This window comes from Euzebya tangerina, assembly GCF_003074135.1.
GTDB lineage: Bacteria > Actinomycetota > Nitriliruptoria > Euzebyales > Euzebyaceae > Euzebya > Euzebya tangerina.
This window is the reverse complement of record NZ_PPDK01000001.1, coordinates 1,961,870-1,987,438: the sequence shown is the minus strand read 5'-3', so window position 1 is coordinate 1,987,438 and position 25,569 is coordinate 1,961,870. Positions and strand designations below refer to the sequence as shown.

At 69.4% G+C, this 25,569-nt stretch carries 20 protein-coding genes; 6 read left to right on the top strand and 14 right to left on the bottom strand.

Going from position 1 to position 25,569, the window contains the following annotated elements; genetic code table 11:
* Window positions 1-7 precede the first annotated feature (7 nt).
* The gene (locus tag C1746_RS09220) at window positions 8-1,306 is read left to right on the top strand and encodes a cell wall-binding repeat-containing protein (RefSeq protein ID WP_116714319.1); all 1,299 of its coding nucleotides are present in this window, start codon (window positions 8-10) and stop codon (window positions 1,304-1,306) included.
* Window positions 1,307-1,325: 19 nt separating this feature from the next.
* Here the strand turns inward: C1746_RS09220 and thrC are convergent, their stop codons facing one another.
* Entirely contained in the window at window positions 1,326-2,750 is a 1,425-nt protein-coding gene (thrC, locus tag C1746_RS09215) for a threonine synthase (protein WP_116714318.1), read from the bottom strand.
* A 58-nt stretch (window positions 2,751-2,808) separates the two neighbouring features.
* Entirely contained in the window at window positions 2,809-4,191 is a 1,383-nt protein-coding gene (locus tag C1746_RS09210) for an NAD(P)H-hydrate epimerase (RefSeq protein ID WP_116714317.1), read from the bottom strand.
* 129 nt (window positions 4,192-4,320) lie between these two features.
* Between C1746_RS09210 and C1746_RS09205 the strand changes: the two genes are divergently transcribed.
* Complete coding sequence (locus C1746_RS09205; RefSeq protein WP_116714316.1) at window positions 4,321-6,108, top strand: nitrite/sulfite reductase; 1,788 nt, start codon at window positions 4,321-4,323, stop codon at window positions 6,106-6,108.
* Window positions 6,109-6,155: 47 nt separating this feature from the next.
* On the opposite strand, the gene C1746_RS22000 is transcribed toward C1746_RS09205, so the two are convergent.
* Together C1746_RS22000 and C1746_RS09195 are read right to left on the bottom strand one after the other, a co-directional pair.
* Window positions 6,156-7,613 carry a Ppx/GppA phosphatase family protein gene (locus C1746_RS22000; protein WP_162867568.1) on the bottom strand — a complete coding sequence of 486 codons (1,458 nt, stop codon included), beginning with the start codon at window positions 7,611-7,613 and terminating at the stop codon, window positions 6,156-6,158.
* A 54-nt stretch (window positions 7,614-7,667) separates the two neighbouring features.
* Window positions 7,668-8,258, bottom strand: coding sequence for a DUF501 domain-containing protein (locus tag C1746_RS09195; RefSeq protein ID WP_162867567.1), 591 nt, complete (start codon window positions 8,256-8,258; stop codon window positions 7,668-7,670).
* A gap of 64 nt (window positions 8,259-8,322) precedes the next feature.
* On the opposite strand from C1746_RS09195, the gene C1746_RS09190 reads away from it, so the two are divergent.
* The 4 genes from C1746_RS09190 (at window position 8,323) to C1746_RS09175 (ending at window position 11,815) form a co-directional block, all read left to right on the top strand.
* A complete protein-coding gene (locus C1746_RS09190; protein WP_116714314.1) occupies window positions 8,323-9,432 on the top strand; it encodes an App1 family protein in 1,110 nt (369 codons plus the stop codon).
* Window positions 9,429-9,815, top strand: a complete 387-nt coding sequence (locus C1746_RS09185; RefSeq protein ID WP_116714313.1) for a hypothetical protein — start codon at window positions 9,429-9,431, stop codon at window positions 9,813-9,815. Before C1746_RS09190 ends, C1746_RS09185 begins: the two co-directional genes overlap by 4 nt.
* A gap of 115 nt (window positions 9,816-9,930) precedes the next feature.
* Window positions 9,931-11,268: a hypothetical protein gene (locus C1746_RS09180; RefSeq protein ID WP_116714312.1), complete on the top strand. Its 1,338-nt coding sequence runs from the start codon at window positions 9,931-9,933 to the stop codon at window positions 11,266-11,268.
* 10 nt (window positions 11,269-11,278) lie between these two features.
* Window positions 11,279-11,815: a hypothetical protein gene (locus tag C1746_RS09175; RefSeq protein WP_116714311.1), complete on the top strand. Its 537-nt coding sequence runs from the start codon at window positions 11,279-11,281 to the stop codon at window positions 11,813-11,815.
* Window positions 11,816-11,924: 109 nt separating this feature from the next.
* Here the strand turns inward: C1746_RS09175 and C1746_RS09170 are convergent, their stop codons facing one another.
* The 10 genes from C1746_RS09170 to C1746_RS09120 form a co-directional block, all read right to left on the bottom strand.
* Window positions 11,925-12,428 (bottom strand): GNAT family N-acetyltransferase, encoded by a 504-nt coding sequence (locus C1746_RS09170; RefSeq protein ID WP_116714310.1) that lies wholly within the window; start codon window positions 12,426-12,428, stop codon window positions 11,925-11,927.
* Window positions 12,429-12,430: 2 nt separating this feature from the next.
* Window positions 12,431-12,766 carry an FtsB family cell division protein gene (locus C1746_RS09165; RefSeq protein ID WP_116714309.1) on the bottom strand — a complete coding sequence of 112 codons (336 nt, stop codon included), beginning with the start codon at window positions 12,764-12,766 and terminating at the stop codon, window positions 12,431-12,433.
* Window positions 12,767-13,084: 318 nt separating this feature from the next.
* On the bottom strand, window positions 13,085-14,362 hold the full coding sequence (gene eno / locus C1746_RS09155) for a phosphopyruvate hydratase (protein WP_116715640.1): 1,278 nt from the start codon (window positions 14,360-14,362) through the stop codon (window positions 13,085-13,087).
* Between the two features lie 119 nt (window positions 14,363-14,481).
* Window positions 14,482-15,495, bottom strand: coding sequence for a LacI family DNA-binding transcriptional regulator (locus C1746_RS09150; protein WP_116714307.1), 1,014 nt, complete (start codon window positions 15,493-15,495; stop codon window positions 14,482-14,484).
* Window positions 15,496-15,661: 166 nt separating this feature from the next.
* The gene (mazG, locus tag C1746_RS22465) at window positions 15,662-16,819 is read right to left on the bottom strand and encodes a nucleoside triphosphate pyrophosphohydrolase (RefSeq protein WP_205711785.1); all 1,158 of its coding nucleotides are present in this window, start codon (window positions 16,817-16,819) and stop codon (window positions 15,662-15,664) included.
* A 16-nt stretch (window positions 16,820-16,835) separates the two neighbouring features.
* Entirely contained in the window at window positions 16,836-17,867 is a 1,032-nt protein-coding gene (locus C1746_RS09140) for a peptidylprolyl isomerase (RefSeq protein WP_116714306.1), read from the bottom strand.
* A 33-nt stretch (window positions 17,868-17,900) separates the two neighbouring features.
* Window positions 17,901-21,617, bottom strand: coding sequence for a transcription-repair coupling factor (gene mfd / locus C1746_RS09135; protein ID WP_116714305.1), 3,717 nt, complete (start codon window positions 21,615-21,617; stop codon window positions 17,901-17,903).
* Entirely contained in the window at window positions 21,614-22,189 is a 576-nt protein-coding gene (gene pth / locus C1746_RS09130; protein ID WP_116714304.1) for an aminoacyl-tRNA hydrolase, read from the bottom strand. The genes mfd and pth overlap by 4 nt, the downstream gene beginning before the upstream one ends.
* Before the next feature lie 28 nt (window positions 22,190-22,217).
* Window positions 22,218-22,877, bottom strand: a complete 660-nt coding sequence (locus tag C1746_RS09125) for a 50S ribosomal protein L25 (RefSeq protein ID WP_116714303.1) — start codon at window positions 22,875-22,877, stop codon at window positions 22,218-22,220.
* Between the two features lie 165 nt (window positions 22,878-23,042).
* Window positions 23,043-25,508: a cell wall-binding repeat-containing protein gene (locus C1746_RS09120; RefSeq protein ID WP_116714302.1), complete on the bottom strand. Its 2,466-nt coding sequence runs from the start codon at window positions 25,506-25,508 to the stop codon at window positions 23,043-23,045.
* Window positions 25,509-25,569 lie beyond the last annotated feature (61 nt).

The window sequence follows — 25,569 nt, the reverse complement described above, 5'->3', positions numbered from 1 at the left end:
GTCACACATGCGTCGACTGATCCTCGCCATGGCCCTCCTCCTCTCCGCCTGTGCCCCCGCCGGAGTCGACGTGGCCGCACCCCTCCCGGAGGCCCCGGACTGCCCGGTCCTCCCGGACGACTCGATCTGGAACACGCCGATCGTCGATGCCCCCGTCCACGAGCAGTCAGCGGCGTGGGTGGCCTCCATCGGGTCAGATGCCACCATCGTCACCGACTTCGGGTCGGGCACGTTCGCCGGAGGCCCGATCGGCATCCCCTACGTCGTGGTCGACGACGACCAGCCGCGGGTGCCCGTCACCTTCCGGTTCGATGACGAGAGCGACCCCGGCCCCTACCCCGTCCCTCCGGATGCGCCCATCGAAGGTGGTCCCGACGCGGACGGCGACCGGCACATCCTCGTCATCGACCGGGACTCCTGCAGCCTCTACGAGCTGTTCGATGCCCGCAGCGACGATGGCGGTGCCAGCTGGACCGCCGGCTCAGGTGCGATCTTCGACCTCACCTCGAACGATCTCCGTCCCGAGACCTGGACCTCGGCGGACGCCGCCGGCCTGCCGATCCTCCCCGGCCTGGTCCGGTACGACGAGGTGGAAGCCGGGGTGATCGACCACGCCATCCGGATGACGGCGCCACGGACTGACCGCAGCTTCATCTGGCCAGCCCGGCACCAGGCAGGAGCAGCCGACGATCCGTCTCTCCCGCCGATGGGTGCCCGATTCCGCCTGGACCCGACCCTGGACCCCGCTGAGTTCCCCGAGCAGGTCAGGCCGGTCCTGGTCGCGCTGCAGACCTACGGGGCGATCCTGGCCGACAACGGCTCGCCCTGGTTCATCGGTGGGGTCCCCGACCAGCGCTGGGACAACGACGCCCTCCGGTCGCTGCGGGACATTCCCGGTCGCGCCTGGCAGGCCGTCGACGTCAGTGGCCTTCAGGTGGCGCCCGACTCGGGTGCCGCCCGCCAACCCGGCGAACCGACCCCGTCGCCGACACCGACGCAGACCGGTCCGCTCCGTGACGGCGACCGGTTGGCCGGGCCGTCTCGCATCGAGACGGCCATCGCGATCTCCCAGGAGCAGTTCCCCGACGGGGCGGCGACCGCCTATCTGGCCCGAGCCGATGTGTTCGCCGACGCCGTCGCCGGAGGGGCGCTGACCGCCGGCCCGATACTCCTGGTTCCGTCCTGCGGGGTCTTGCCGGGTGTGGTGGCTGACGAGATCGCCCGCCTGCACCCTGACCGCGTGGTCGCACTCGGAGGCGAGGCCGCAGTGTGCCAGGACCTGCTCGACCAGGCCCGAGCCAGCTGACCACCAACGGCCCTGCGCTTCACGCCCCGGCGTGGGTCTCGATGTAGTCCTTGACCTGGTCGACGTCGGGTGGCATGACCTGGACCCGCCTCGGCAGGTCCTCCAGCCCCTCGAGCGACGGCGGCCGCTCCGGCTGGAACCCCACGGCCTCGGTGATGGTCTCAGCGAACTTCACCGGCAGGGCCGTCTCGAGCACGATCATGGGCTCGCTGGCGACGGCGCCGGTCCGGCGAAGACGGCGCGCCGTGGTCAGGCCGTCGGCGGTGTGCGGGTCGACCAGAACGTCGTCGGTCTCCCAGGTCCGCTTGATCATGGCCAGCCGGTCGGCGTGTGTGCTGGTCCCGGCCAAGAAGCCGTAGGTCCCGATCCGGTCGAACTCCGCTGGTGAGACGGTGAACTCCCCGTGCTCGCGGAGCGACGTGCCGAACAGCGTCTGGGTCCGATCCGTGTCGCGACCGACGAGGTCGAAGATGAAGCGCTCGAAGTTGGAGGCCTTGGAGATGTCCATCGAGGGGCTGGACGTCTGATGCGTCTCGGCCCCGCCACGCACGCGGTAGGTCCCCGTCTCGAAGAACTCCGCGAGGACGTTGTTCTCGTTGGTTGCGACGATCAGGTTGCTGATCGGGACGCCCATCGACCGGGCGACGTGGCCGGCGCAGACGTTGCCGAAGTTGCCGGAGGGAACGGTGAAGCTGACGGTCTGGTCGTTCGAGGACGTGGCCCGCAGGTATCCGGCGACGTAGTACACGACCTGCGCCAGCAGCCTGGCCCAGTTGATCGAGTTGACCGTCCCGATCCGCAGCCGACGCTTGAACTCGAGGTCCCCCGACACGGCCTTGACGATGTCCTGGGCGTCATCGAATACCCCCTCCACAGCGATGTTGTGGATGTTGGCGTCCCGCAGGCTGAACATCTGCGCCTGCTGGAAGGGGCTCATCCGGCCGTATGGGCTCAGCATGAACACCCGGATGCCCTCGCGACCACGCATCGCGTACTCCGCCGCGCTGCCCGTGTCGCCGGAGGTTGCCCCCAGGATGTTGAGCTCCTCGCCACGCCGAGCCAACTCGTACTCGAACAGCGCTCCGAGCAGCTGCATCGCGATGTCCTTGAAGGCGAGCGTCGGGCCGTTCGAGAGACCCTGCAGGAGCACTCCGTCGTCAAGCGGTCGGAGAGGGGTGATCTCGTCGCTGCCGAAGACGTCCGCGGTGTAGGTCCTGCCCACCAGGTCGCGAAGGTCATCCGGCGGGATGTCGTCGATGAAGAGGCTGAGAACCTCGAACGCGAGGTCGTCGTAGGGCAGCCCTCGCCATGCTGACAGGGTCTGGTCGTCCACGGTGGGGTAGGCCGACGGCAGGTAGAGCCCACCGTCCGGAGCCAGCCCCTCCAGCAGGATGTCGCAGAAGCGCCGAGGTGTGTGGTCTCCTCGGGTGCTCAGGTACCTCATGGCCCCCGAGGGTAGGGGCTGTGCCTCCGAACGTGATCGCGGGGGGAGGGCCCCCCGGCTACTCAGCCCAGGCCGTCGGCCGATCGACCAGGACGGCGCGTGCCAAGTCGTGCTGCAGACGGCTGACGTAGATGTCGCCGAGGAAGGGGGCGACACCAAGCCCCCGATGCGCTGGGAGGAGGGGCTCGACGGCGATCGTGACGTCGGCCGAGACGGCATCTCCGATCATGCCCTCCTCTGGGTCGATGCCGCTGGGGAGGTCCAGGGCGATCAGCGGGGCACCGGTGGTGGCGAGGGATCGAACGACCCCGAGGAGCGGCTCGCGCAGCGGCTGGACGAATCCCCGCCCAAGCATCCCGTCGATCACGACGCCGATCGGCCCGTCGAGGCCTGCGGGAGCATCCCCGCGGGGTAGGCGGCGCTTGGAGAGGGGGTCGGAGGCGGATGGCATCTCGTCTTGGTCGCTCAGGCTCCCCGTGGGGTCGGTCAGGCTCCCCGCGGCGTCGGACGCCAGCGTGACGACCACGACCTCCTCGCCGGCGGAGCGGAGCAGATCAGCCGCCATGACCGCAACCCGACCGGTCCGTCCCGGACCCACCAGGACGACGATCGGTCCGTCCGGGCGGTGGATGAGACGCTCGACGGCGAGGACGACGTCGGCGGCCAACGCCCGGTCCGCCTTCGGCTGATCGACTCCTGCGGCCCGCTGTTCCACGTCCGATTCATCCGGAGGGAACTCCGCATCGGGGATGTCCTGCAGTCGGGCGCGGGGTCGTCGGGCGGTGGGCTGCAGCCCTGCGGTCGCCGGCCGCTCCCAGGGCCGGACATACCGCTCAGGCGGCAGGTCCTCAGGCTGGGTGCCACCTGCCCAGTCACCGTCCATCACACCCAGCAGGACGCTGGTGACGACCGCCGTCGCGCCCCACAGCAGGTTGGTCCCGCCGAGGTCCCAGGCCCAACTCATCCCCATCCGACTGAGCGGGACGGCCCGCCACGCCGCGCGGTCGTGCAGCCGGGACAGCTCGACCTGCAGGATCTCCGCCACCTCCGCCTCGTTCGGCGCGAGGTCGTGAGGGCGGTCCCAGGCGGCCACGACCGTTGACATCCAGAACCGGGATGGTGGGATGTAGAAGGCTGGGAGACGCCCGAGCACGGTGACGCTCTCGGGGCGGAGGCCGATCTCCTCCTCCGCCTCGCGGAGTGCCGCCTCCTCGATCCCCTCGCCCGGGTCCACCCGTCCGCCGGGGAAGCTGATCTGGCCCGGGTGGCTGGACAGGTGGGCCTGCCGCCGGGTGTACAGGATGCTGACGGCCTGACCTTCCGGCTGGAGCAGCACCAGGGTGGCTCCGGTCCGAGCCTCGGGTGGAGGGTCCAGATCCGCCGCGTCGAAGGCAGTCAGGCCTGCACGGACGCGCTCGATCGGACTACCGGAGGGTCCCATTCGGGGCAGGGTACCCAGTTGGACCCGGCCCGCCTGCCGACCGGAATAGCACTGTTGCCACTGCCATTTGCGTGGTTTCCCCTGCTCCCGCACAACGGGTTGGCGTGGCCCGGACCTAGCCTCTCGCGCATGACCACCACTGCGCCGACCGTCCAGTCCCAGGCAGACCGCTCCTACGCCGACATGGCCGAGATCGACGAGTTCGAGCAGACCATCGCCGCGTGGAAGGCCGGAACGATCGACGACGACGAGTTCCGGACCAGGCGCCTGCACATGGGCACCTACGGGATCCGCAACTCCGAAGACCACATGATCCGGATCAAGATCCCCGGCGGGCTCATCGAGCCGGATCACCTGGACGCCATCGCCGATGTCGCCGATGAGTACTCGCGCGGGTTCGCCCACCTCACCACGCGCCAGAACTTCCAGCTGCACTTCGTCAAGACCGACGAGGTGCCGGGCATGCTCCGCCGGTTGGCCGAGAGCGGGCTGACGACCCGCGAGGGATGCGGCAACAGCGTCCGGACCATCACCCAGTCGCACCTGGCTGGCATCGACCCCGACGAGGTGGTGGACACCCGGAACGCTGCGGAGGTGGTCACCCGGTACTTCCTGCGCCATCCCCTGACGCAGGCCCTGCCGCGCAAGTTCAAGATGGCCTTCGACGGGTCGACGCGCGACCACGCCCAACTCGGCATCCACGACATCGGCTTCCTCGGTGTGGTCAAGGACGGTCAGGCCGGGTTCAAGCTCTACGTCGGAGGCGGCCTCGGCTCCGCACCACGGGAGGCCGACCTGCTCGAGCCGTTCACCCCGGTTGACCGTGTGCTGCCCACGGTCGAGGCCATCCTCACCGTGTTCGAGGAGCACGGGGAACGCAAGAACCGCGTCCGCGCCCGCATGAAGTTCCTGCTGAACAAGTGGGGGATCGAGCGGTTCCGGGCAGAGGTGGAGACCCACCGCATCCGGCTCGAGCGCGAAACGATCTACCCCCACATCGAGGCTCCGATCCGCCCCGCCGCCCGGCGTGCCGACGGCGAGGCCATCACGACCATCCCACTCCCCGGCGCTGGTCCCACGTTGGCCGCCGGGGTGCTGCCCGCCTACGAGGCGTGGCGCGACGCCAACGTCTTCGGCTACGACGTCGAGGACGAGCCCGGCGAGGTCGCCTACGGCGCCTACGCGACCTTCCACCTGGGAGATCTCACGAGCGGTCAGATGCGAGACCTGGCCAGGGTCTGGCGGCGGATCGGCGACCACGTCTCGGTCCGGACGACCATCCGGCAGAACCTGCTCTTCGTCGGCCTCCAGGCTGAGGACGTCCCCGTGCTGTTCGCGGCGTTGCACGACGGGAACATGGCGCTGGCCCGAGCCGAGCGGTCCGGGGACATCGTGTCCTGCCCGGGCGCCGAGACCTGCAACCTGGCCGTGACGGCATCCCGTGGCCTGGCGGGCGCGGTGACCGATGCGCTGGAGGCTGGTGGCCTGCACGAGATCGAGGACCTGCGGATCAACATCTCCGGGTGCCCCAACTCCTGCGGCCAGCACACCACCGCCGACCTCGGCTTCTCGGGGATGGCCCGTCGCGACCCGAACGGCAACGAGGCTCCCGGCTACCGGGTGTTCGTCGGCGCGCGCATCGGCGACGGCGGCGCGAAGTTCGGCCACTACGTCGCAAAGGTTCCCGCCAAGAAGGCTCCTGACGTCGCCGTCACACTGCTCGAGCGCTACGCCACCGAACGCCAGCGGGGTGAGCAGTTCGCCGACTGGGTGGCCCGTGTGGGCCCGAAGACGTTGAAGGCGGACCTGAAGGTCCACGACTCCATGCCAGCACTGGAGGAGGACCCGGACTTCTACACCGACTGGGGCAACTCCGAGCGCTTCGCGGTCCAGCTGGGCGAGAGCGAGTGTGCCTGAGGCTGCCACCTCGAACTGGGCGCAGCGGCTCGAACTGCTCTACCGGCTCAGCGTCCCTGCCACCACTCGACCAGCAACGGCGGGACCACGACCGGCGAGTCGTCCACCAGCTCCGTGGTGGCGATCCACTGGTCCAGGGCCTCGATCGGGATCTCGTCCAGGGCGACGACCTCGCCGTCATCCGGGCTCACCGGTCCGTCGTACAGCACCGCGTAGACGCGCCCGACGATGGCGAAGCCCTCGCCCTCGAAGGCCACCTGTCCCAGCTCGGTCAGCTCGACGCCGCTGACTCCCGCCTCCTCCTCGAGTTCCCGGGTCGCGGACTCGAGCCACCCCTCCCCGACGTCACACACCCCGCCGAAGGCCAGATCCCAGCGGGAGGGCGACACGTCCTTCCAGGCCGCGCGCTGGTGCACGACGACCGCACCGCTCGAGCGGACCACCGCGATGAAGGTGCAGCGGTGGCGAGCCCCGCGGCGTCGCATCTCGGCCCGGGTGATGACGTCGACGACGGATCCGTCACGCTCGACGACCTCGACCAGCTCCTCCGCGGCAGCCGCGGCTCTCCGCTGCTCCTCCAGCAGGCGGGCAGCAGACCCGTCCAGCGAGTCGGATTCGCTGATCGTCACCTCGTCGAAGCCGAGCCGTTCCATGGTCCGGTGCAGGATGAGCGCACCGCCCGCGATCACGTCCTCTCGCCCGGGTTGGACTCCGCCGGCACGGGCGATCTCCGCCGCTGAGCGGGCCAGCAACGTGTCAGCAATCGTCCCCACCTCCGCCGTCGTCAGGACCAGACCGTGGATCTGCCCCTCGGGATAGGTGTCGGCGCCGAGGTGCAGCGCCGCCACGGTGGTCGCCGTCCCGGCGACAGCCACCAGCCGCGCACCGCTGGCTGGCGCGGTCTCGGCGAGGATCGCGTCCAGCTCGACGTCGATCACCTCCCGCGCCCGAGCGACCTCTGCCTCCGTCGGCGGGTCCGAGAGCAGCACCCGCTCGGTCAGGCGGACCGATCCGAGCTGTCGGGAGGTCCAGGCCCGAGGCTTGGTGGTCCCGACGATCATCTCGGTCGATCCGCCGCCGATGTCCAGGACTGCCACGGGCTCCTCATCCCGCAGACCCGCGGTCGCGCCGGCGAAGGCCAGCCGTCCCTCCTCCTCCCCGGAGATCACCTCCAACCGCACCCCGGTCGTCTCCCGCACCCGCGCGGCCAGATCGTCGACGTTGTCGGCATCCCGCGCGGCGCTCGTCGTGGTGATCCGGACTGCCTCCGCGCCCGCGGCCTCCCACATGCCCGCGAACTCGCTGATCGCCGCGACAGTGCGCTCGATGGCGGCGGGGGCGAGTCGGCCCGTCTGGTCGACCCCCTCCCCCAGGCGCACCAGACGCAGCTCCCGACGCAGTGCGGACGGGCCGTCGCCGGACTCGCGCAGGACCAGCAGCCGCACGGAGTTGGTTCCGACATCCACTGCGGCCACCACCCGCCCGCCCGCCGACGCCGGGCTCATCGGTGCCCCCTGGGGCTACACCTGCGCCGGCGGTGCCTGACCAGCCGGGTGAACCTACCCATCGGTGGAAGGGGAGACGTCCACGCACGGCGTCGGGCAGTGGAGCGGTTCCAGCCGCTCCGCCACCCAGGCTCCAACGGGATTGTCATCCGTGGCCAGGTGGTGGCCGTAGAGGCTGTGCAGGCACTTGACCCGCTCCGGCAGCCCGCCGGCTGCCGGGTCGCCCGGTACCCGCTCCCCCAGGCCGTTGCGGAACGCCACGTACCGCTCGCCGGCCTGCCGATAGCTGTCCCGCCACTCCTCGGGATCAGCCACCCGTTCGCGGAGCGTCTCCATCGCCCCCGTCCCCTCCAACGTCCCGATGCGGGAGTTGGCCAGCGGACACGCCAACCAGAAGACCGTGGGGAATGGGGCACCGGTCTCGAGCACCGGGTCGACGCGAAGCACCGCCGGCAACCCCCACCCGCAGCGCACGGCTGCAGCCGATCGGCCTCGGAGCGGCCGGCCGATCATGGCCGCTGCGACGGCCGCGTCATCCGCGTCGATCGCCGGTCGCGCAGCCTGGGACTCGTAGCCCGCGTCGCTCGCCAGCGTCAGTGCATCGGGCAGTCCCTCGGGGTCGGGGACGGGACTGGCTGCGTTCATGGCGCCAAGTGTGGCACCACCTGCCAGCCACACCACGCGTGGACGCCGGTCTACGCTCTGGATCGTGCCCGACCATCTCGTCCCCACCATCGTGAAGCAACCCGTCAAGCGGTTCCTGAAGCGATCGGTGAGGGCGGCTGAGGTTGCCTGGGATGCTGCTCGCCGCGAGCAGATGAAGGACGACCCGCCGGAGGATCTGACGATCGTCCCCTACATCGGCCACGGCAACGCCGAGCGCCTCGTGCTGCGCGGCCGCGTCCTCGACGGGCGGGAACCGGCGGCGGCGCAGCCTGGTGAGGACGCTCTGGCCGCGCTGCGTCGGTCCTTCGAACGGTTCATCACCGATGAGATCCCCGACGTCGACCTGCTGATCCAGATCGCAGGGGTGGAGGTGGAGACCACCACGGACGACCAGGGTTACTTCCGGGTCGAGGTCGAGGCCGGCGAGACGCCGTTCGAGGGGCCGTGGCAGGAGGGCCGGGTCGAGCTGGCCGCGCCAGTTCGGGGGACCACGGGACTCCACGCCACCACGATCCGCGCTCGTGTCCCCTCCCCTGACTGTGCGTTCGGGGTCATCTCCGACATCGACGACACCATCCTCGAGACGGGCGCGCAGCGGGTCGCCGAGATGCTGAAGACGACCTTCTTCGGGTCGGCACTCACCCGCATCCCGTTCGAGGGAGCGGCAGCCCTGTACCGCGCACTGGTCGCCGGCCCGGAGGGCACCAGCAGCAATCCGGTCTTCTATGTCTCCTCGAGCCCTTGGAATCTGCACGGGTTCCTGACGGCCTTCATGGAGCACCGCGCCTTCCCACTCGGCCCCATCCTCTTGCGCGAACTCATCGGGAAGGATCTCGACCGGACCCACGGCTCCGCGAAGCACGAGCGCATCGACGAGATCCTCGCCCTGCACCCGACCCTCCCCTTCGTGCTGATCGGCGACTCAGGCCAACACGACCCGGAGATCTATGCCGAGGTGGCCCGGGCCCACCCTGGCCGGGTCAAGGCCGTCTACATCCGCGAGGTCCGACTGGACCCGGAGGACGGTCGCGTCGAGGCCGTGCGCGGTCGGTGGTCGGTCGACGTGCCGTTCGTCCTGGCGGCCGACAGCCGCGTGGTCGCGGAGCACGCCGCGCTCATCGGCTTGGTGCAGCCAGGATCCGTCGACCCGTGAGGTTGGTCGACAACCCGCTCGCGGCCGTTGCCGCGATCGGGGTGGGAACCACCGTCCTCGCCGCGGTCGTGGCCGGGATCCTGGCAGCCGTCCTGGCGGTGCTGCTGCAATCGGCCTCTCCGGCGGGTGTGGCGGCCGTCACACTGGCACCCGGAACGGCTGTCGCCGCTGCCATCACCACGCGGAGCGCCGCTCGACGTGGCTACGCCGATGCCTCTGCCGCATTGCTGGGCCTCGGCGTCGTCACGAGCACGATCGTCATCGGCGTCGTCATCAGCCAGCTCGGCGATGGCACCGCCGGCCTGGGCGCGCTGCTCGCTGCGGTCCTTGGCGCGGGCGGTGGGGCGGGTGTGGTGTTCGCCCGGCTGCGCCGCTCCCCGTAGCAGGCGCTCGTACGGGGTCCCTGGGGGCCCAGATGATTGGGCCCCCATCCCGCACCAAATATGGGTCCCACGGCTCAAGACGATGCGGCGCCCGACCACTAGCGTCCACCATGCAATGAGACGACTGCGTCCCGACGACGGCCAGACCACCATCGAGTGGCTCGGCATCGCCGCGGTGATCGTGGCGCTCCTCACGGCACTGGTCCTCATCTCGCCGGGGATCGGCGACGGCCTGGCCGACGACTTCAGATGTCTGGTCAGCCGGATCACGGGAGGTGACAGCTGCGGCCGACCCGACGTGGCCGACGGTGGCCCGACGCAGCCCTGCGTGGTGGCCTCCAACTCCGACCGATTCGACCTCGGCGTGACCGTGGTCGTGGTCGACGTGGACGGGTCGTACGGGTTCATCACCGAAGAGTTGTCCGACGGCACCGTCAGGGTGACCGAGGTCGTTCGCGGGCAAGGCGGCGTCTCAACCGGGGTCGGGGGCGGTGTGACCGTCAACGCCGGGGACCAACAGGTCGGCGGCGCAGCCGAGGCCGGTGCGGGTGCCGGCGTCTTCATCGAGCTCGGGAACAGCGTGATCGTCGCCGACCAGGACGCCGCCGACGGGTACATCGAGGATCGTCTGGTCAGCAACGCGATCCACTCCAATCCGATCACGGGGCTGCCCATCGTGAGCGACCTCGCCGAGGGCGGACTGGGCCTCATCGGGATCGGTGGCAACGACGTCGACACCGAGCAGGACGGGGTCAGCGTCGAGGTCGGCGTGACCGGCACCGCCGTGGCCGAGGCCGTCGGAGGTGTGGCGTCAGCCGAGTTGTCGGCGGGGCTCGAGGCAGCCGCCGGACACACGCTGAAGCCCGACGGCTCGATCGAATCGACCTTCATCATCGACGCCGAACTGGCCGGCAGCATCGGCATCCCGGCGTTGGCCGACGTCGACCTCGGCTCCGGCGGGACCCACGAGCTGACCGTGACCTTCGCGCCTGACGGCACGATCGACACCGTCGCGTTGACGGTCACCAGCACCGTCACCCAGGACAGCTCGCTGATCAGCGACGATCCAGGAGAGGCGTTGGAGCAGCTGGCCGACAGCGTGGTCAACCCGCAGGACGCCACCGAACAGGTCGTGATGACCTTCGAGTTGGACGTCGACAGCCCAGAGCTCGAGCAGGCGACGGTCGACTTCATCGTCTCCCTGGCCCCGGGTGGCGAGCCCCTCGACGAGAACGCTGCCGCGCTGGGCACGGCGATCGTGGAGAACTCAACCGTCACCCGGCAGGTCTACGAACTGAACGACGGGGTCTACGGCATCGATGCGAGCGGCGACTTCATCGTCGGCGGTCGCCTGAGTGCGAACCTCATACGCGAGAACGCCAGACTCGTCGAAGCCGCGTACTACGATCCGAGCACCGGCCAGTTCGAGCCGTGGATCAACTGCTTCGGATAGGAGAGCACGAGTGCGGGGAACGATCCTGGTCATCATCGTGATGGCCGTTGTAACTGTGGGCTGCACGGGCACCGACTCCGCCGAGACTCCCGATGGCTTCACACCGGTCGAAGCGCCCTTTGCGACGATGGCCTACCCACCGGGCTGGGACGTCCAAGGCCAAAGCGACACCGAGATACGAGTCCTCCAGCCAGACGTCGAGGGCCTGCCGCCTTCAGCAGCGCTGACCCTCGATGATGCGTTCACCGGCGGCGAGGCCGAGTTCGAGGCAGCCGTCCAAGGAACCCTGACCGTACTGAACAACGTGCGCACGGACGTCGAGGAGTTGGCCGTGGACATGGTGGACATCGCCGGGGCCACCACGGCGGAGCTGCACGAGTTCCGCTTCTCGACCGCACAGGGTGACGCGGTCCACCACTTCGACCTGTTCGTGCTGACCCCCGAAGGTCAGCTGCTGTACGGACGGTCAGAGGCTCCCGTGGACTCTGCGGACCCGGCCCAGCTCCGAGCGATCCTCGAGTCGGTCGAGGTCGCCGACGGCTCCTGAGCGAGACGGGGTCCTGGGTGATCCGGCGTTCGAACCGAGCGTGGCGTCCCACGACGCCGGGCTGCTACCGCTGCTGATCATGATCCACCACGTTCGTGGCCGGAACTGATCACTCGCGTCCTGACGCCGACGGCGGCACGGCCAGGGCCATGGGGAGGTGCGGGATGCCGTCCTCGATGAATGCTGGCCCGACCACCTCGAAGCCCAACCCCTCGTAGAACCCGCGCAGGCGCGACTGAGCGTTCAGCACGGTTGGTCCGGGATGGCGATCCAGCACATGGTGCAGCAGTCGTCGGCTGAGACCCCGGCCACGCCATGACGGCGCCGTGACCACCCGGCCGACCCGCTGCGGACGGCCAGAGGCGGGAGGGGTACTGCCGACCGGGTTGATCACGCGGAGGTAGGACGCGACGACGGCAGGCTCGTCTGCGGGCGCCACCCAGATGTGTCGTGTGGACGGTGATGCGTCGTCGTCGTCGATCTCGGGGTAGGCGCACTGCTGCTCCACGACGAAGACGTCGCAGCGCAGCCGAAGTATGCCGAGCAGGACGCGACTGTCGACATCGGCCAACGGCTTGTCGTGCAGGACCAGCGCCGCCGCTGCGCCAGCCATGCTCAGGGCAGGAGGTCCGCGAACCAGCTGCCGACCTGTTGCCAGACCGACGGTTCCTCGTTCCCCCCAGGACCGTCGGCGGAGGCACCGGCCGGCTCCGGCCTGTCGGACGGCGGGTTGGTGATGATGTAGGGGATCTCGCCGGGACGTGACAGCCCCAGGTCCTCCCGCGCCGGACCCTCCAGCTCGAGCGGGTCCTGCAGGCGGTCGGCCTCGGCCTGCAACTCCTCCACGGCAGCGTCGAGTTCGGCCTGCTCGGCCTCGAGTGCATCAACCCGATCGGTGGCGGCGGTCAGACTGGCCCACGGCGTGAGGGCCATGGCCCCGATCAGCGCCACGGCGCTGAGGAGGACCAGCGGGTAGATCCAGGGTGCCGCTGGCGGGCGTCTGGCCGGGCGGACACGCGTGGTTGACGCCGGCCGGGCCCTCCTCTTCGCTTGCGACCGCTCACTCGCGCGGGCCGGCTTCCCGCGAGCCGGCTTCCCGCGGACCGGCTTCCCGCGAGCCGCCTTCCCACGGACCGGCTTCCCGCGAGCCGCCTTCCTTCGCCGGCGGGTCGGCGTTGCATCGCCGCGCGACGACGTACCCCGCGCCCCCCGTGGTGACGACGGAGTGCGGGGCGACTGCGCTGCTGCCGGACGGCCCATGCAGGTGCTCTAGGTCGCCAATCGGAAGGCCGAGGAACCGGCGTACCGCGCGGCATCGCCCAACTCCTCCTCGATGCGGAGCAGCTGGTTGTACTTGGCCACTCGATCGCTCCGCGCCGGCGCACCGGTCTTGATCTGACCGGCGTTGGTGGCCACGGCCAGGTCCGCGATCGTGGTGTCCTCGGTCTCACCCGAGCGGTGGGACACCATGCACGTCCAACCGGTGCGGTGCGCCATCTGCATGGCGTCGAACGTCTCGGTCAACGTTCCGATCTGGTTGACCTTGACCAGCACGCTGTTGGCCGACCCCTCATCGATGCCACGCTTGATCCGCTGGACGTTGGTGACGAAGAGGTCATCCCCGACCAACTGGCAGCGGTCACCGACGGCCTCGGTAAGTGCCTTCCAGCCCGCCCAGTCCTCCTCGTCCAGACCGTCCTCGATGGACACGATCGGGTAGTTGTCCACCAGGCCCTGCAGCTCGCCGCCCATCTCCTCCGACGAGAGGCTTCTCCCCTCACCGGCCAGGTTGTAGCTGCCATCGGCGTAGAACTCCGAGGCCGCGACGTCCATGGCGAGTGCGACGTCGGTGCCGGGCTCGTAGCCGGCGTTCCCGATGGCCTCGATGATCAGGTCCAGCGCGGCGGAGTTGGACGGCAGGTTCGGGGCGAACCCGCCTTCGTCGCCCAGGGCGGTGTTCATGCCCCGGGATGACAGGACCTTCTTGAGGGCGTGGTAGACCTCGATGCCGGTGCGGAGCGCCTCGGAGAAGGTCGGGGCGCCGACGGGGGCGATCATGAACTCCTGGAAGTCCACGGACGACTCGGCGTGCGAGCCGCCGTTGATGATGTTCATCATCGGCACCGGGAGCAGGTGGGCGTTCGGTCCACCCAGGTAGGCGTACAGCGGGAGCCCACGGGACGCCGCAGCAGCCTTGGCGGCCGCGAGGCTCGCACCGAGGATGGCATTGGCGCCGATGGCGGACTTGTTGTCGCTGCCGTCCAGATCCAGCATGGCGTCGTCGATGACCCGCTGGTCGGTGGCGTCGAAGCCCACCAGCAGGGGACGGATCTGCGCGTTGACGTTCTCCACGGCAGCCGTGACGCCTTTGCCCAGGTAGCGGTCGCCGCCATCCCGCAGCTCGACTGCCTCGAACTGCCCGGTCGATGCGCCGCTCGGTACGGCCGCGCGGCCAAGCGATCCGTCCTCCAGCAGGATCTCGACCTCGACGGTCGGGTTCCCGCGCGAGTCGATGATCTCTCGGCCTAGTACATCGATGATTTCCACGTCGTCCTCCTCCGGCGATCCGCGACAGCGGGCCGCAGCCACGATGCCACGCTGACACCATCAACCACCCTAGGCCACACCAGCCACATGACCAACACCCAATCGGGCAGATCGGGTGGTCATCGGCACGCGGGCGGCATCGATGTGGTCTCCCGGACGGCCAGTGAGACGGGCAGGACCCGCGGGAACGCGCCCGGGGACTCCCCACGGATGAGGGCCAGCAGCACCTCCCCCGCCTGCACGCCCAACATCTCCATCGGTTGGTGCACCGTCGTCAGGCCCAGGTAGGTGGCGATCTCCTGACCGTCGAACCCGATCACCGAGAGATCCTCCGGCACGCGGATGTTCTGCTGGCTCAGGACGTGGAGCGCGCCGGTGGCCATCTCGTCGGACATGATCAGCACGGCCGTCAGCCCGGTCGACTGGGTCAGCAGGTCGATGATGCCGCTCACCCCGTGCTGCATCCGAAAGTCGCCGATCGACACCCAACTCGGCTCGGGGTCCACCCCGCGGCCGGCCAGGCTCTTCGCCCAGCCCTCGTGCCGGTCGTTGGCGACGCGGAAGCGCATCGGATCGTCCAGTGGCCCTGACACCAAGCCGATGCGCTCATGGCCGAGGTCGAGCAGGAAGTCCGTGGCGATCTCGGCACCCCGACAGTTGTCCACCTTGATGAGTGGGAAGTGCCGGCCGCCCTCGCCCACCGCCACGAGGGGGATGTCCAGCTCGGCCAGCGCCCGCTGCTCAGCGTCGGTCAGGGGGACGTCGACGAGCACGAGGCCATCGACCCGCTTGCGAAACGGCAGGGTGGTCAAGAACTGGTCACGCGCCTCCGGGGTCGGCACGGTGTAGACCAACAGGTCGAAGCCTCGCAGCCGCAGGTGCGCCTGCAGGCCCGTCATCACGTGCTGGAAGTACCAGCCGACGGTGTGCGGCAGGACCACCCCGATCGTGGTGTTCCGTCCGGCTGCCAGTCGGGAGGCGTTCGGGTTGACGACGTAGTCCAGTGCCTCGGCGGCGGCCATCACCTTCTGCCGGGTGCCGTCAGCGACGTTCGGGAGCCCTCGCAGCGCCCGGCTGACCGTGGCGACGGACACGCCAGCGCGCGCGGCGACGTCGGTGATGCTGGCGGTCATCGATCCAAGCTGTGAAAGCGATTACAGAGACAGTTGCGTACCGTAGAGCTCCTCGTGGGGTCAAGGCAAGATGATCCCGTTCAGATGTCACGATCGGGGCCCAACCGTCATAGGCAGCCGAATCCGCACGATCGTGTCGGCTGGCATCACGCTGCCAGGGTCGGGCCTACTCCGCCGTCGCGGCCCAGCGCGCCCGCCACGCCTCCGGGGTCAGCGCCGCGACCTCGTCGGCGTCCAGACCCTCGACCACTGCCTCGAACCGCGAGCGGAAGCGGGCGATCCGCCGGCGCAGAGCATCCTCCGGGTCCACGCCTGAGGCTCGCGCCAAGCTGACCGCGGCCAGCAGCAGGTCGCCGATCTCCTCACGTGTCTCCTCGGCGTCTCGCGCGTCGAGCACCTCACCGAGCTCCTCGGCCACCTTCTCGGCGGCCGCCGCCTCGTCCTCCCAGACGAACCCCAAACGCTCGGCCTTGGATTGGACCTTGGCCGCCAGAGCCATCGCCGGCAGGCCACTGGGCACACCGTCGAAGGGGCCGGTTCGGTCAGGCTTCTCCGCCGCCTTGATGGCGTCCCAGTTGGACTGGACCTGTCCGGCGTCGTCGGCCGAGGTGTAGGCGTCCCCGTCCCGACCGAACACGTGCGGGTGGCGCCGGACCAGCTTCTCGGTGATCCCGGCCGCCACGGCGTCGATGTCGAAGGTCTCAGCCATCTCGGCGTGGAACACGACCTGCAGCAGCACATCGCCCAACTCCTCGGCGATGGCAGCTGGATCATCGATGGCGATGGCGTCGGCCAGCTCGTGGGCCTCCTCGATGGCGTACTTGGCCAGCGTCGCATGCGTCTGCTCGGCGTCCCAGGGGCACCCGCCGGGCGCCAGCAGCCGCTCCTCGACGCCGACCAGATCCAGCAGCTTGACCCCCTTCGGTGCCACGCCGAAGTACACCACCTCGACCTCGATGCCCTCTCGAGCCGCCTCCATGCCCAGGCTTCGGGTGAACGCATCGGTGTCGTCGGGCCCGAAGATGTAGGCCACCGCGCCGGTCGCCGTGATCCGTTCCACGACCCAGGTGGCGCGAGCCTTGTCGGCCAGGGAGAGGCCACCGAGCAGGTCCGCACGTCCGACCGCCTGCTCCCCGACGTCGGCAGGGACGATCTCGTAGCGCTCCTCGGCCATGTCGAGGTGGCTCGCCATGGGATGATCGGCCGTGCCCAGGAGAATCAGGTCGCAGCCACGCAACGCCACGAACGCATGCCAGGGAAGGAGCCCCGGGAGCTGATCGACCGTGTCGACCAGCAGCAGCCGTTGGCCTGCCACGTCACTCATCAGTCAGTGCCGTCGGCTACTCGCCGTCGGGCGGCGGAGGCGGTGCCTGCTCGAGTTGCAGGTCAGCCGACGCGGCCGGAACCAGATCCCCGAGCGGTTCCCCGGCAGCGATGATCTGGGACAGCCCCTGCGGGCCGAGTACCGGCTCCCAGCGGCCGAAGCGAGGGTTGACCTGCACGTCGGCCTCCTCCAGCGCCGTCTGGATGACGGTCTGGATGGCGAGCTGTGACTGCTGCTGCTGCAGCTGATCGACGATCACCTCACGGACGTCGTCGGTGAGCGGCGGGACGTCGCCGACCGTGATGATGTGGAACCCGAACTGGGTCTGCACCGGTTGGCTCACCTCGCCGGGCGAGAGGGCGAGCGCAGCCTCCTCGAACTCGGGGACGAAGGCTCCTGGTTGGAGCGGGCCCAGCGAGCCGCCGTTGGCCGCACTGCCTGGATCGAGCGAGACCTCGGTTGCCACGTCGGCGAAGGACTCACCGTCGTCCAGTCGATCGAGGACCTCGTTGGCCTCCGCTTCGGTCTCCACGAGGATGTGGGACACCTCCGGCGCACCGAACTGGGTCTCGTATGCCTGCTGGATCTGCTCCTCGGAGATCTCCTCGTCACCAGCGACGACGTCGGTCATGTTGTCGAGCAGGAGGGTGAAGGACTGATCCAGCCGCAGCCGCGCGTCGGTGATGCCCTGCTCGTCGAGCTGTGCCTGGAAGGCGTCCTCTCCCCCGACGGCCTCGATGGCCTCGTCGATGGAGGCGTCGACCGCGTCGTCGGTCACCGGCTGCCCGCCGATGGCCTCGAGTTCCTGATTGAGGACGGTGAAGAGGCTGAGCTCGCCGAGGGCCTGGGTCGCGGCTTCGTCGAGCCCGCCCGGTGCGCCGGTCTGCGGATTGATCTGACCGGCCAGCGGGGCTGCCAGCTCCTCCACCTCGGCGATCGAGATGGTGTCGTCGCCGACGACCGCTGCCGCACCCGGATCACTCAGGGCCTGCCCGCAGGCTGTGGCGAGCAGAGCGACCAGCGCGAGGAGAACGAGTCGACGTGTCATGAGGGTCCTTACGTTACTTGTCGGCGGTGACGGCTACTTGCCAGCGAGGACGTGCTTCACCCGCCCGGCCAACCAGCCGATGAGGTCGCCGCCGCCGTCCCCCGTCTTCCCGGGCATCTGGAGCTCCACGTGTGCCGCGGCGGCGTTGTACGAGGCTGAGCGGTCGGTTCGACGCAGACGGACCTCCTGGCTGTCCGACAGCTTGACGGGACTGATCCGGATCGTGCGTCGCGGAGTCGTGGAGACCTCCTCCACGCCGAAGCGCCGCAGCGCGGCCTTCAGGGCGGCGACCGTCATCAGGCGCTCGGCGGCGGGCGGCAGCGGCCCGTAGCGGTCCACGAGTTCCTCCCGGGCGGCCGCGACGCCACGGGCGTCCCGCACCGCTGCGATGGTTCGATAGGCCTCCAGGCGCAGACCCTCCGCGGCGATGTAGTCCTTCGGGAGGTGCGCGTCGATCGGCAGGTCGACCTTGATCTCGGGCTCCGGCTCGGCCGGTGTGCCCTGGGTCAGCTCGGTGACCGCGTCGGCCATCAACTGGCTGTAGGCCTCGAACCCGACGCTGGCGACCTGGCCCGACTGGTCGGCACCGAGCATCGAGCCGGCCCCACGGATCTCGAGGTCCTTCAGCGCGATCGACATCCCCGATCCCAGCTGGGTGTGGGTTGAGATGGACTCGAGCCGCTTGTAGGCCTCCTCGGTCAGCCGGGAGTCCTCGGGATAGAAGAGGTAGGCGTACCCGCGGTTGCGCGACCGGCCGACACGCCCACGGAGCTGGTAGAGCTGGGCCAACCCGAACATGTCGGCCCGCTCCACGATGAGGGTGTTGGCGTTCGGGATGTCCAGCCCGGACTCGATGATCGTCGTCGACACCAGCACGTCGAACTCGCGATGCCAGAAGTCGAGCATCACCTTCTCGAGCTGCCCCTCCGCCATCTGTCCGTGGCCGATCCCGATCTTCGCGTCGGGCACGAGCTCGCGGATGGCCTCCGCGGCGGCATCGATCGTGCGGACGGAGTTGTGGAGCCAGAAGACCTGTCCCTCGCGGAGCAACTCGCGTCGGATGGCGAGGGCCGCCAGGTTCTCGTCCAGGGCGGCGACCTGGGTGACGACCGGCTGCCGTTCCTCGGGAGCGGTCTCGATGGTGGACAGGTCCCTGATGCCGGCAATGGCCATCTCCATCGTCCGTGGGATGGGGGTCGCTGACATCGTCAGGACGTCGACGGACGTCTTCATCTGCTTCAGGCGCTCCTTGTGGCTGACGCCGAAGCGCTGTTCCTCGTCAACGACGAGCAGTCCGAGGTCCTTGAAGCGGATGTCCTTGCTGAGCAGTCGGTGGGTGCCGATGACCAGGTCGACGGTGCCGGCAGCGAGGCCGTCGAGGATCTTGGCTTGCTCGGCGTCGGAGGCGAAGCGGGACAAGACTGCGATGGTGACCGGAAATCCGCTGAACCGTTCGGTGAAGGTCTCGCCGTGCTGCTGGGCCAGGAGGGTGGTCGGGACGAGGACGGCACACTGCTTGCCGTCGAAGATGCACTTGGCGGCAGCCCGCACCGCGACCTCGGTCTTGCCGAATCCGACGTCGCCGCAGATCAGGCGGTCCATGGGGACCGGCGCCTCCATGTCCTGCTTCACGGCGTCGATGGCTTCGAGTTGGTCCGGGGTCTCCGGGTAGGCGAAGGCCTGCTCGAGCTCGGTCTGCCAGGTCGTGTCGGGACTGAAGGCGTGCCCCGGTGCGTGCATCCGAGCCTGGTAGAGGCGGATCAGCTCACCGGCCATCTCGGCAACGGCGGCCTTCACCTTGCCCTTGGCCCGTTCCCAGTCGGCGCCCCCCATGCGCATGACCTTGGGCTCCTCGCCGCCCACGTACTTGGCCAGTGTGTCGACCTGGTCGGAGGGGACGAACAGCCGGTCCTCGCCGGCGTACTCCACGATGACGTAGTCCCGGGTCACCGTTCCGGCGGTGCCGCCCCCGAGTGTGGTGGTGCCGCGCAACTCACGGGTGACCATGCCGACGTAGGTGCCGACGCCGTGCGTCGAGTGGACGATCGGGTCGCCCGGCTCCAGGTCGACGACGGTCTGGGCGGCAAGCCGTCGGCTCTTCAGACGCCGGCCGGCACGGTGGCGGCGCGGCCCGAAGATGTCGAACTCACCCAGCAGGCAGATGCCGAGCTCCGGCGCCACGAAACCCGTCCGCAGCGATGACTCGCGGATGTGAGCCCGGCCATCCGGCTGCGTGGCGATTCGTGTGCGGGGGTCATCGACATCGACCGGAACCCCCTCGGCCCGCAGCACCTCGGCCAACCGCTGTGCGGGCCCAGGGCCGGGTGTGGTGAGCACCACGGTCATCGGCGGGTCGTCGTCGCCGCTCGGCTTCAGGTACCGCCTGACGGTCTGCGCTGCCGAGACGACGTCACCCTTGAAGGTGTCCCAGGGGCGCGCCTTCAGTTCGACGAAGGTGTCGGCGCTCGAGAACGGGGTCAGCCGCCAGAGCTTCCCGCCGGCACCCTCGACCTCCGCGATGACCTCGTCGAGGTGGGCGAAGCCAGCTCGTGGTGCGGTCGCGGGCGGCCCTGTCGTGGGCGGCCCGGTCGTGGGCGACCCGGCACCTGGCTCGGACATCTGGACCGGTTCGGCCGCGTGGCCGACCTGCTCGACCAGCGACGCCCAGTCGGCGATCATGAGCTCTGACGCCTGAGCGACCAGTTGCTCGGCCCGATCCGCGGACTGGACGGGGTCGATCAGGGCCAGCCCGGTGCCGTCGGGCATGAGCGACGGCAGGTGGGCGGGTGTCGGATGGATGGCGGTGACGAGCCCCTCGATGCCCTCGAAGGCCACCCCGTCGGCCAGCATCTGCAGCTGGTCGGCCAGCGCCGGGACCTGCTCGGCCAGCGCCTGGGCCGTCCCGACCGTCTCGGCGTCCAGCACCAGTTCGCGGGCGGCATGGATCGTGACGGACTCGACGGGCTCCAGCGCCCGCTGATCGGCGGTGGAGAAGGCCCGCAGCTCGTCGACGTCGTCGCCCCAGAACTCGACGCGGACGGGGTGGTCCTCCGTGGTGGGGAACACGTCGATCAGTCCACCGCGTTGGGCGAACTCGCCGCGCTCGGTGACCATCGAGCTGCGGACGTAGCCCAGGTTGGCCAGCTGGTCGACCAGACCGGTCAGCCCGAGGGGCTCGTCGTCGCCGGTGCTCGGGGCCTCGGAGGTGGCGGCCTCGATGCCTGCAGTGGATATCCGGAGCGGGTGCCGCTCGACCAGGCGGGGATCCATGGGTTGGAGGACCGCCCGGACGGGCGCGATGACGACGCGGAGCTGCTGGTCAGTCGCAGCGGCCGTCTCGTGTTGCAGGCGGTCGAGGACCCGCAGCCGACGTCCGACAGTTGAGGGCTGCGGCGAGAGTCGTTCGTGGGGGAGCGTCTCCCAGGGCGGGAAGACCTCAACAGCCGCAGTGCCGATGAATGCCGCCAGGTCGTCCGCCAGTGCCTCCGCGTCCTTCAGCGTCGGCGTGACGGCAAGCAGCGGGCGGCGCCGCGCGAGCTGAGCCAGGACGAACGGGCGCAGCGTGGGCGAGACCATCGCGTCGGTCGACAGGGAGAGATCGTCGAGGTCCTCCGTCGTGCGCGTGAGCAGCCCGGCGAGCGGACCGGAGGGCTGCCACGGCTGGCCGGCAGGCCGATCGATCACCGGATCGGCGTGTTCGGCGACGTCGGTGCTGGTGGTCGCTCCACCCGAGCCGTGAAGCCCGGTCATGTGGTGTGCAGCCGGTTCTGCGCCGCATCGAAGCCGTCACCGACGATGCGGAGGATCGTGTCGGCCGCCTCCTCGACGGCGACATCGATGACCTCGGCGCGTTCGCTGGTGCTGAACCGGCCCAAGACGTACTTGGCGCCTGGCATCTGTCCGGGCGGACGCCCGATGCCGAAGCGGAGGCGGATGTAGTCGTCAGCGCCCAGCTTGTTCTTGACGTCGCGGAAGCCGTTGTGCCCGCTGGTCCCTCCACGCTTCAGCTTGAGCACACCTGGTTCCAGATCGAGTTCGTCGGCGACAACGATCACGCGCTCGGTCGGCATCTTGTAGAAGCGGACGAGCTGCTGGACGGGGCCTCCGGAGTTGTTCATGTAGCCGAACGGCACCGCGAGGGTGAGCGGGGTCCCACCGGGCCGGTCCCACGTGTCGGCGACCAGCGCCTGGGCCTTGTGGGGCTTGAGGTCGGTCGACTGACGTGCGGCCAACGCCCGGATGACGTCAGCACCGATGTTGTGGCGGGTGCCGCCGTACTCGCCCTCCGGGTTCGTCAGACCGACCGCCAGCCAGCGATCCATGTCCGACCCGTCAGGTGCGTCGTCGACGCTACTCGGCGTCGCCCTCCGCAGGAGCTTCCTCAGCACCGTCCTCAGCCTCTACCGCCTCACCCTCGACCTCACCGTCGAGCTCGTCCTCCGCGGCCTCGTCCACCGGCTCGGTGTCCGGCAGCGTGATGGACACTGCAGTCCGCTCGGGGTCATCGAGCAGGTCGACGCCGTCGGGGACGGTGATCTCGCCGACCCGGATGACGTCGCCGATCTCCAGCCCGGAGATCGAGACCGTGATGTTGCCCGGTACCTCCAGTGGCAGCACCTCGATGGAGAGGGTGTTCAGCGGCTGGCTGACGATCGACCCCTCGGGCGCGTCGCCTTCGACGACCAACGGCACGTCGACGGTCACCTTGACGTTTCGGTTGATGGCCACGAAGTCGAGGTGGAGGATGTCTCGACGGACCGGGTGGCGGTGGATCTCGCGGGGCAGGGCCAGGTGGCTGGTGTCGCCCACCTTGACGTCGATGACCGCGTTCTCCCCGGCCTCGGTCGACAGGGCGGCGCGAAGCTCACGGGCATCCACGTGGATGGGCTGGTTCTCGACGTCGGCGCCGTACGTGACGGCGGGGACACGACCTTCGGCACGCAGGGCGCGGGCCTCTCCCTTGCCGTCGCCGGGGCGGGGCTCAGCAGAGATCACGATCTGGTCGGCCATCGGGGGTACTCCTTGGAAGTTCGGGGCGCGCCACCGGCCACTGGGGCGGGGCAGGGAGATACCCCGGTGTGGGCGCAGAGAAGTCGTCCGCTCGCCACCGGGGGCGTGCGAGTGTAGCCGCGACCGGTCGCCTTGTGCCACGACGGCCGGCAACGCGATCACGAGCTACGGCTCGATGGATGCACCGATCTCAGCCTCGATGTCCTCGCCGATGAAGGCCACGCCACCGATCAAGCCGATGGACGGCAGGTCCGGGAACCCCTGGTTGCGGAGGAAGGTGCTGGTCTCGGTCGGGTAGAAGGTGTTGCCAACACCCAGCTGGGGTGCGTCGGCCCGAGCTGACAACGGTGCCGCCGCCAAGGCGAGCGTCCAGGCGTTGGCCGCCTCCAGGTTGACAAGCAGGAACCGGTCCTCGGTGATGCCGGACCTGATCTGCCACAGCTCACCCGCGATATCCGTCGCCGTCGCCATGCGGTTGACCCCGCCGGCCCGTGAGGTCGGCAGTCCGATGCTGGCCTGCACCTCCTCGCTTACAACGACGTCGCTGCCCAGGAGGATTACCTCCCCGAACTCGAAGGACGCAAGCGCCATCCGGGTGTCGAGTGAGAGCTCGTCGGTTGCGGTCAGCAGGATTGGAATGCCGGCCTCGGCACCGTAGGCACCGCCGGTGACGGCATCCGGCCAGTTGCCCTCGAAGGCGAGCATCACCGTGGTGGCGGCAGGGTTGACCTCCCTGACTACCTCACCGGCGATCGCGATGGCCGTCTGGACGCGACCCTGTCCCGCGAGTCGACGGACGTCGTAGCCGTCTGTCAGCAACTCGCTCTCCACCGCTGGCGCAACCGCAGCCGTACCGCCGAGCAGGTAGACGGTTCCACCCGGCGGGAGGGCTCGGTCGATCTCAGCGGCTGTCCGAGGGTCGAGCGTCTCGGGTGCACGGCCGGTGAACAGCACGCACCCGTCGTCGCCTGCCAGGGGCGACCCGGCCAGGGCGTCGGCGAAGATCACGTCCTGGGCCAGGACCACGGCCCGCGCGGATCCCTCCTCCGGGTTCAGGTACTGGCACAGGTCGATCGCGACTTGGCGGGGGTCGTCGGAGGAGCTGGCGGGTCGGGTGATGCCAGGGGGCAGCAGCGACTCAGGATCAGTCGGATCGACCGATGTCGGCGGGTCGACCGGTGACGTGGGCTCGCCAGAGTTGTCGAAGGCGACGAAGACGGCGTCCTCAGCGGTTCCCGTGGCAGCGAAGAGCGTTCCGTCGACGACTGGGCCCATGGCTGCAATGGTCTCCTCGGTCGACAGGGCGCCAGAGGCCACAGCGAAGCCGGGGGCGCCATCGGGGCTGATGACCTGCAGGCGATGGTCGTGGTCGGCATCCGCGGCGAGTGCGACGTACGCCCGGCCGTCGGCGTCGACCGTGATAGATGGGACCGACTCAAGACCGGCGGGGTCGACCTCCCAGACCGATGCGCCGTCATCGATCGAGACCGCGCTCACTGTCGTTGCGACGGTGGAGGCGTCCCAGCCGATCACCAACTCCTCCGAGGCACCTCCGAGTGCCAGGGAGCCGAACGTCTCGACAGTGACCGGAGCATCCTCGTCTGTCTCCGTCGCCACGTCCCAGACGACGTCGAGGTCGGCACTCAGCCGCATGAGGCGACCCTGCAGCGCGCCTCCGCTGTTGGGCAGCGCAGTGGTCAGAACGATCCCACCATCCGGCAGGCCGATGACGGTGTTCTCCTGCACGATGGTGTTGAAGCGTTCGCCGGTCACGACCTGAGAGTCCACCAGGGACCCGTCGGCCGCATCCAGCGCGAGGACGGTGACCTCGTTGTCCGCCTCATCCGGCGTGTCGACGCCGACCAGGACGGTGGAGCCGTCGTCCGAGCCGAGAACCCACTGCGCTTCGGCTGCGTAGCCCAGCGCCTCCAGGTCCACGGTCCATGCCAGCGTCTCGGCGGCCAGGTCGACTGCTACCAGCGGCTGTTCGAAGCTCTGGGTCTGGAACACCACCACGTCGCCCCCGACCATGGTGGGCTCCAGTTCGCACCTGCCGTGGCGGGTGTCAGGGAGATCCTCCTCGGCCACATCGTCCAGCGGCCGGGCTGCCACGGTCCCGTCCAGGCTGTTGAGTCTGACAGGCAGCACGTTGGGGAGGGGGTCGCCGATCTCTGCCGAGCGCGCAGCCAGCGTCCACAGATCGCCGTCGCCGTCGATCCAGGGGGTGCAGCCCTGCTGGACATCCACCTCCTCGGGATCGGTGCTCCAGGCCAACGAGCCGTCGGACTGGTTGAGCGCGACGAGCGCGTGGTCATCGATGGTCAAGGTCGTGGCGGTATCATCTAGGACGACCGGCGTGATGAGGTGGCCGACACCGTCATCGATGATCGGGATGCCCTGACCGGTGAAGCTGCCACCGACGCCCCTCACGGTCAGGCCGGGCCCGACGTCGAGATCGGCCAACGGGCTCTCCCAAAGGACGCCGGGCGTGGTCGGCCCGACATCGAGTGACCGGCGGTCGTGCGTGTGCTGCCCATCCGCGCCGGGCCAGGACGATGCTGGCTGTGCGATGGCCGGCGCGGCGGCCAGCAGCATGGACAGGACGAGCAGGACGATGGTTGTACGACGCATGTGAGGCTTCCCTCTCCCGGTGATGAGGCCCCACGCGGGCCCGTTGGGGGAGATGACATCT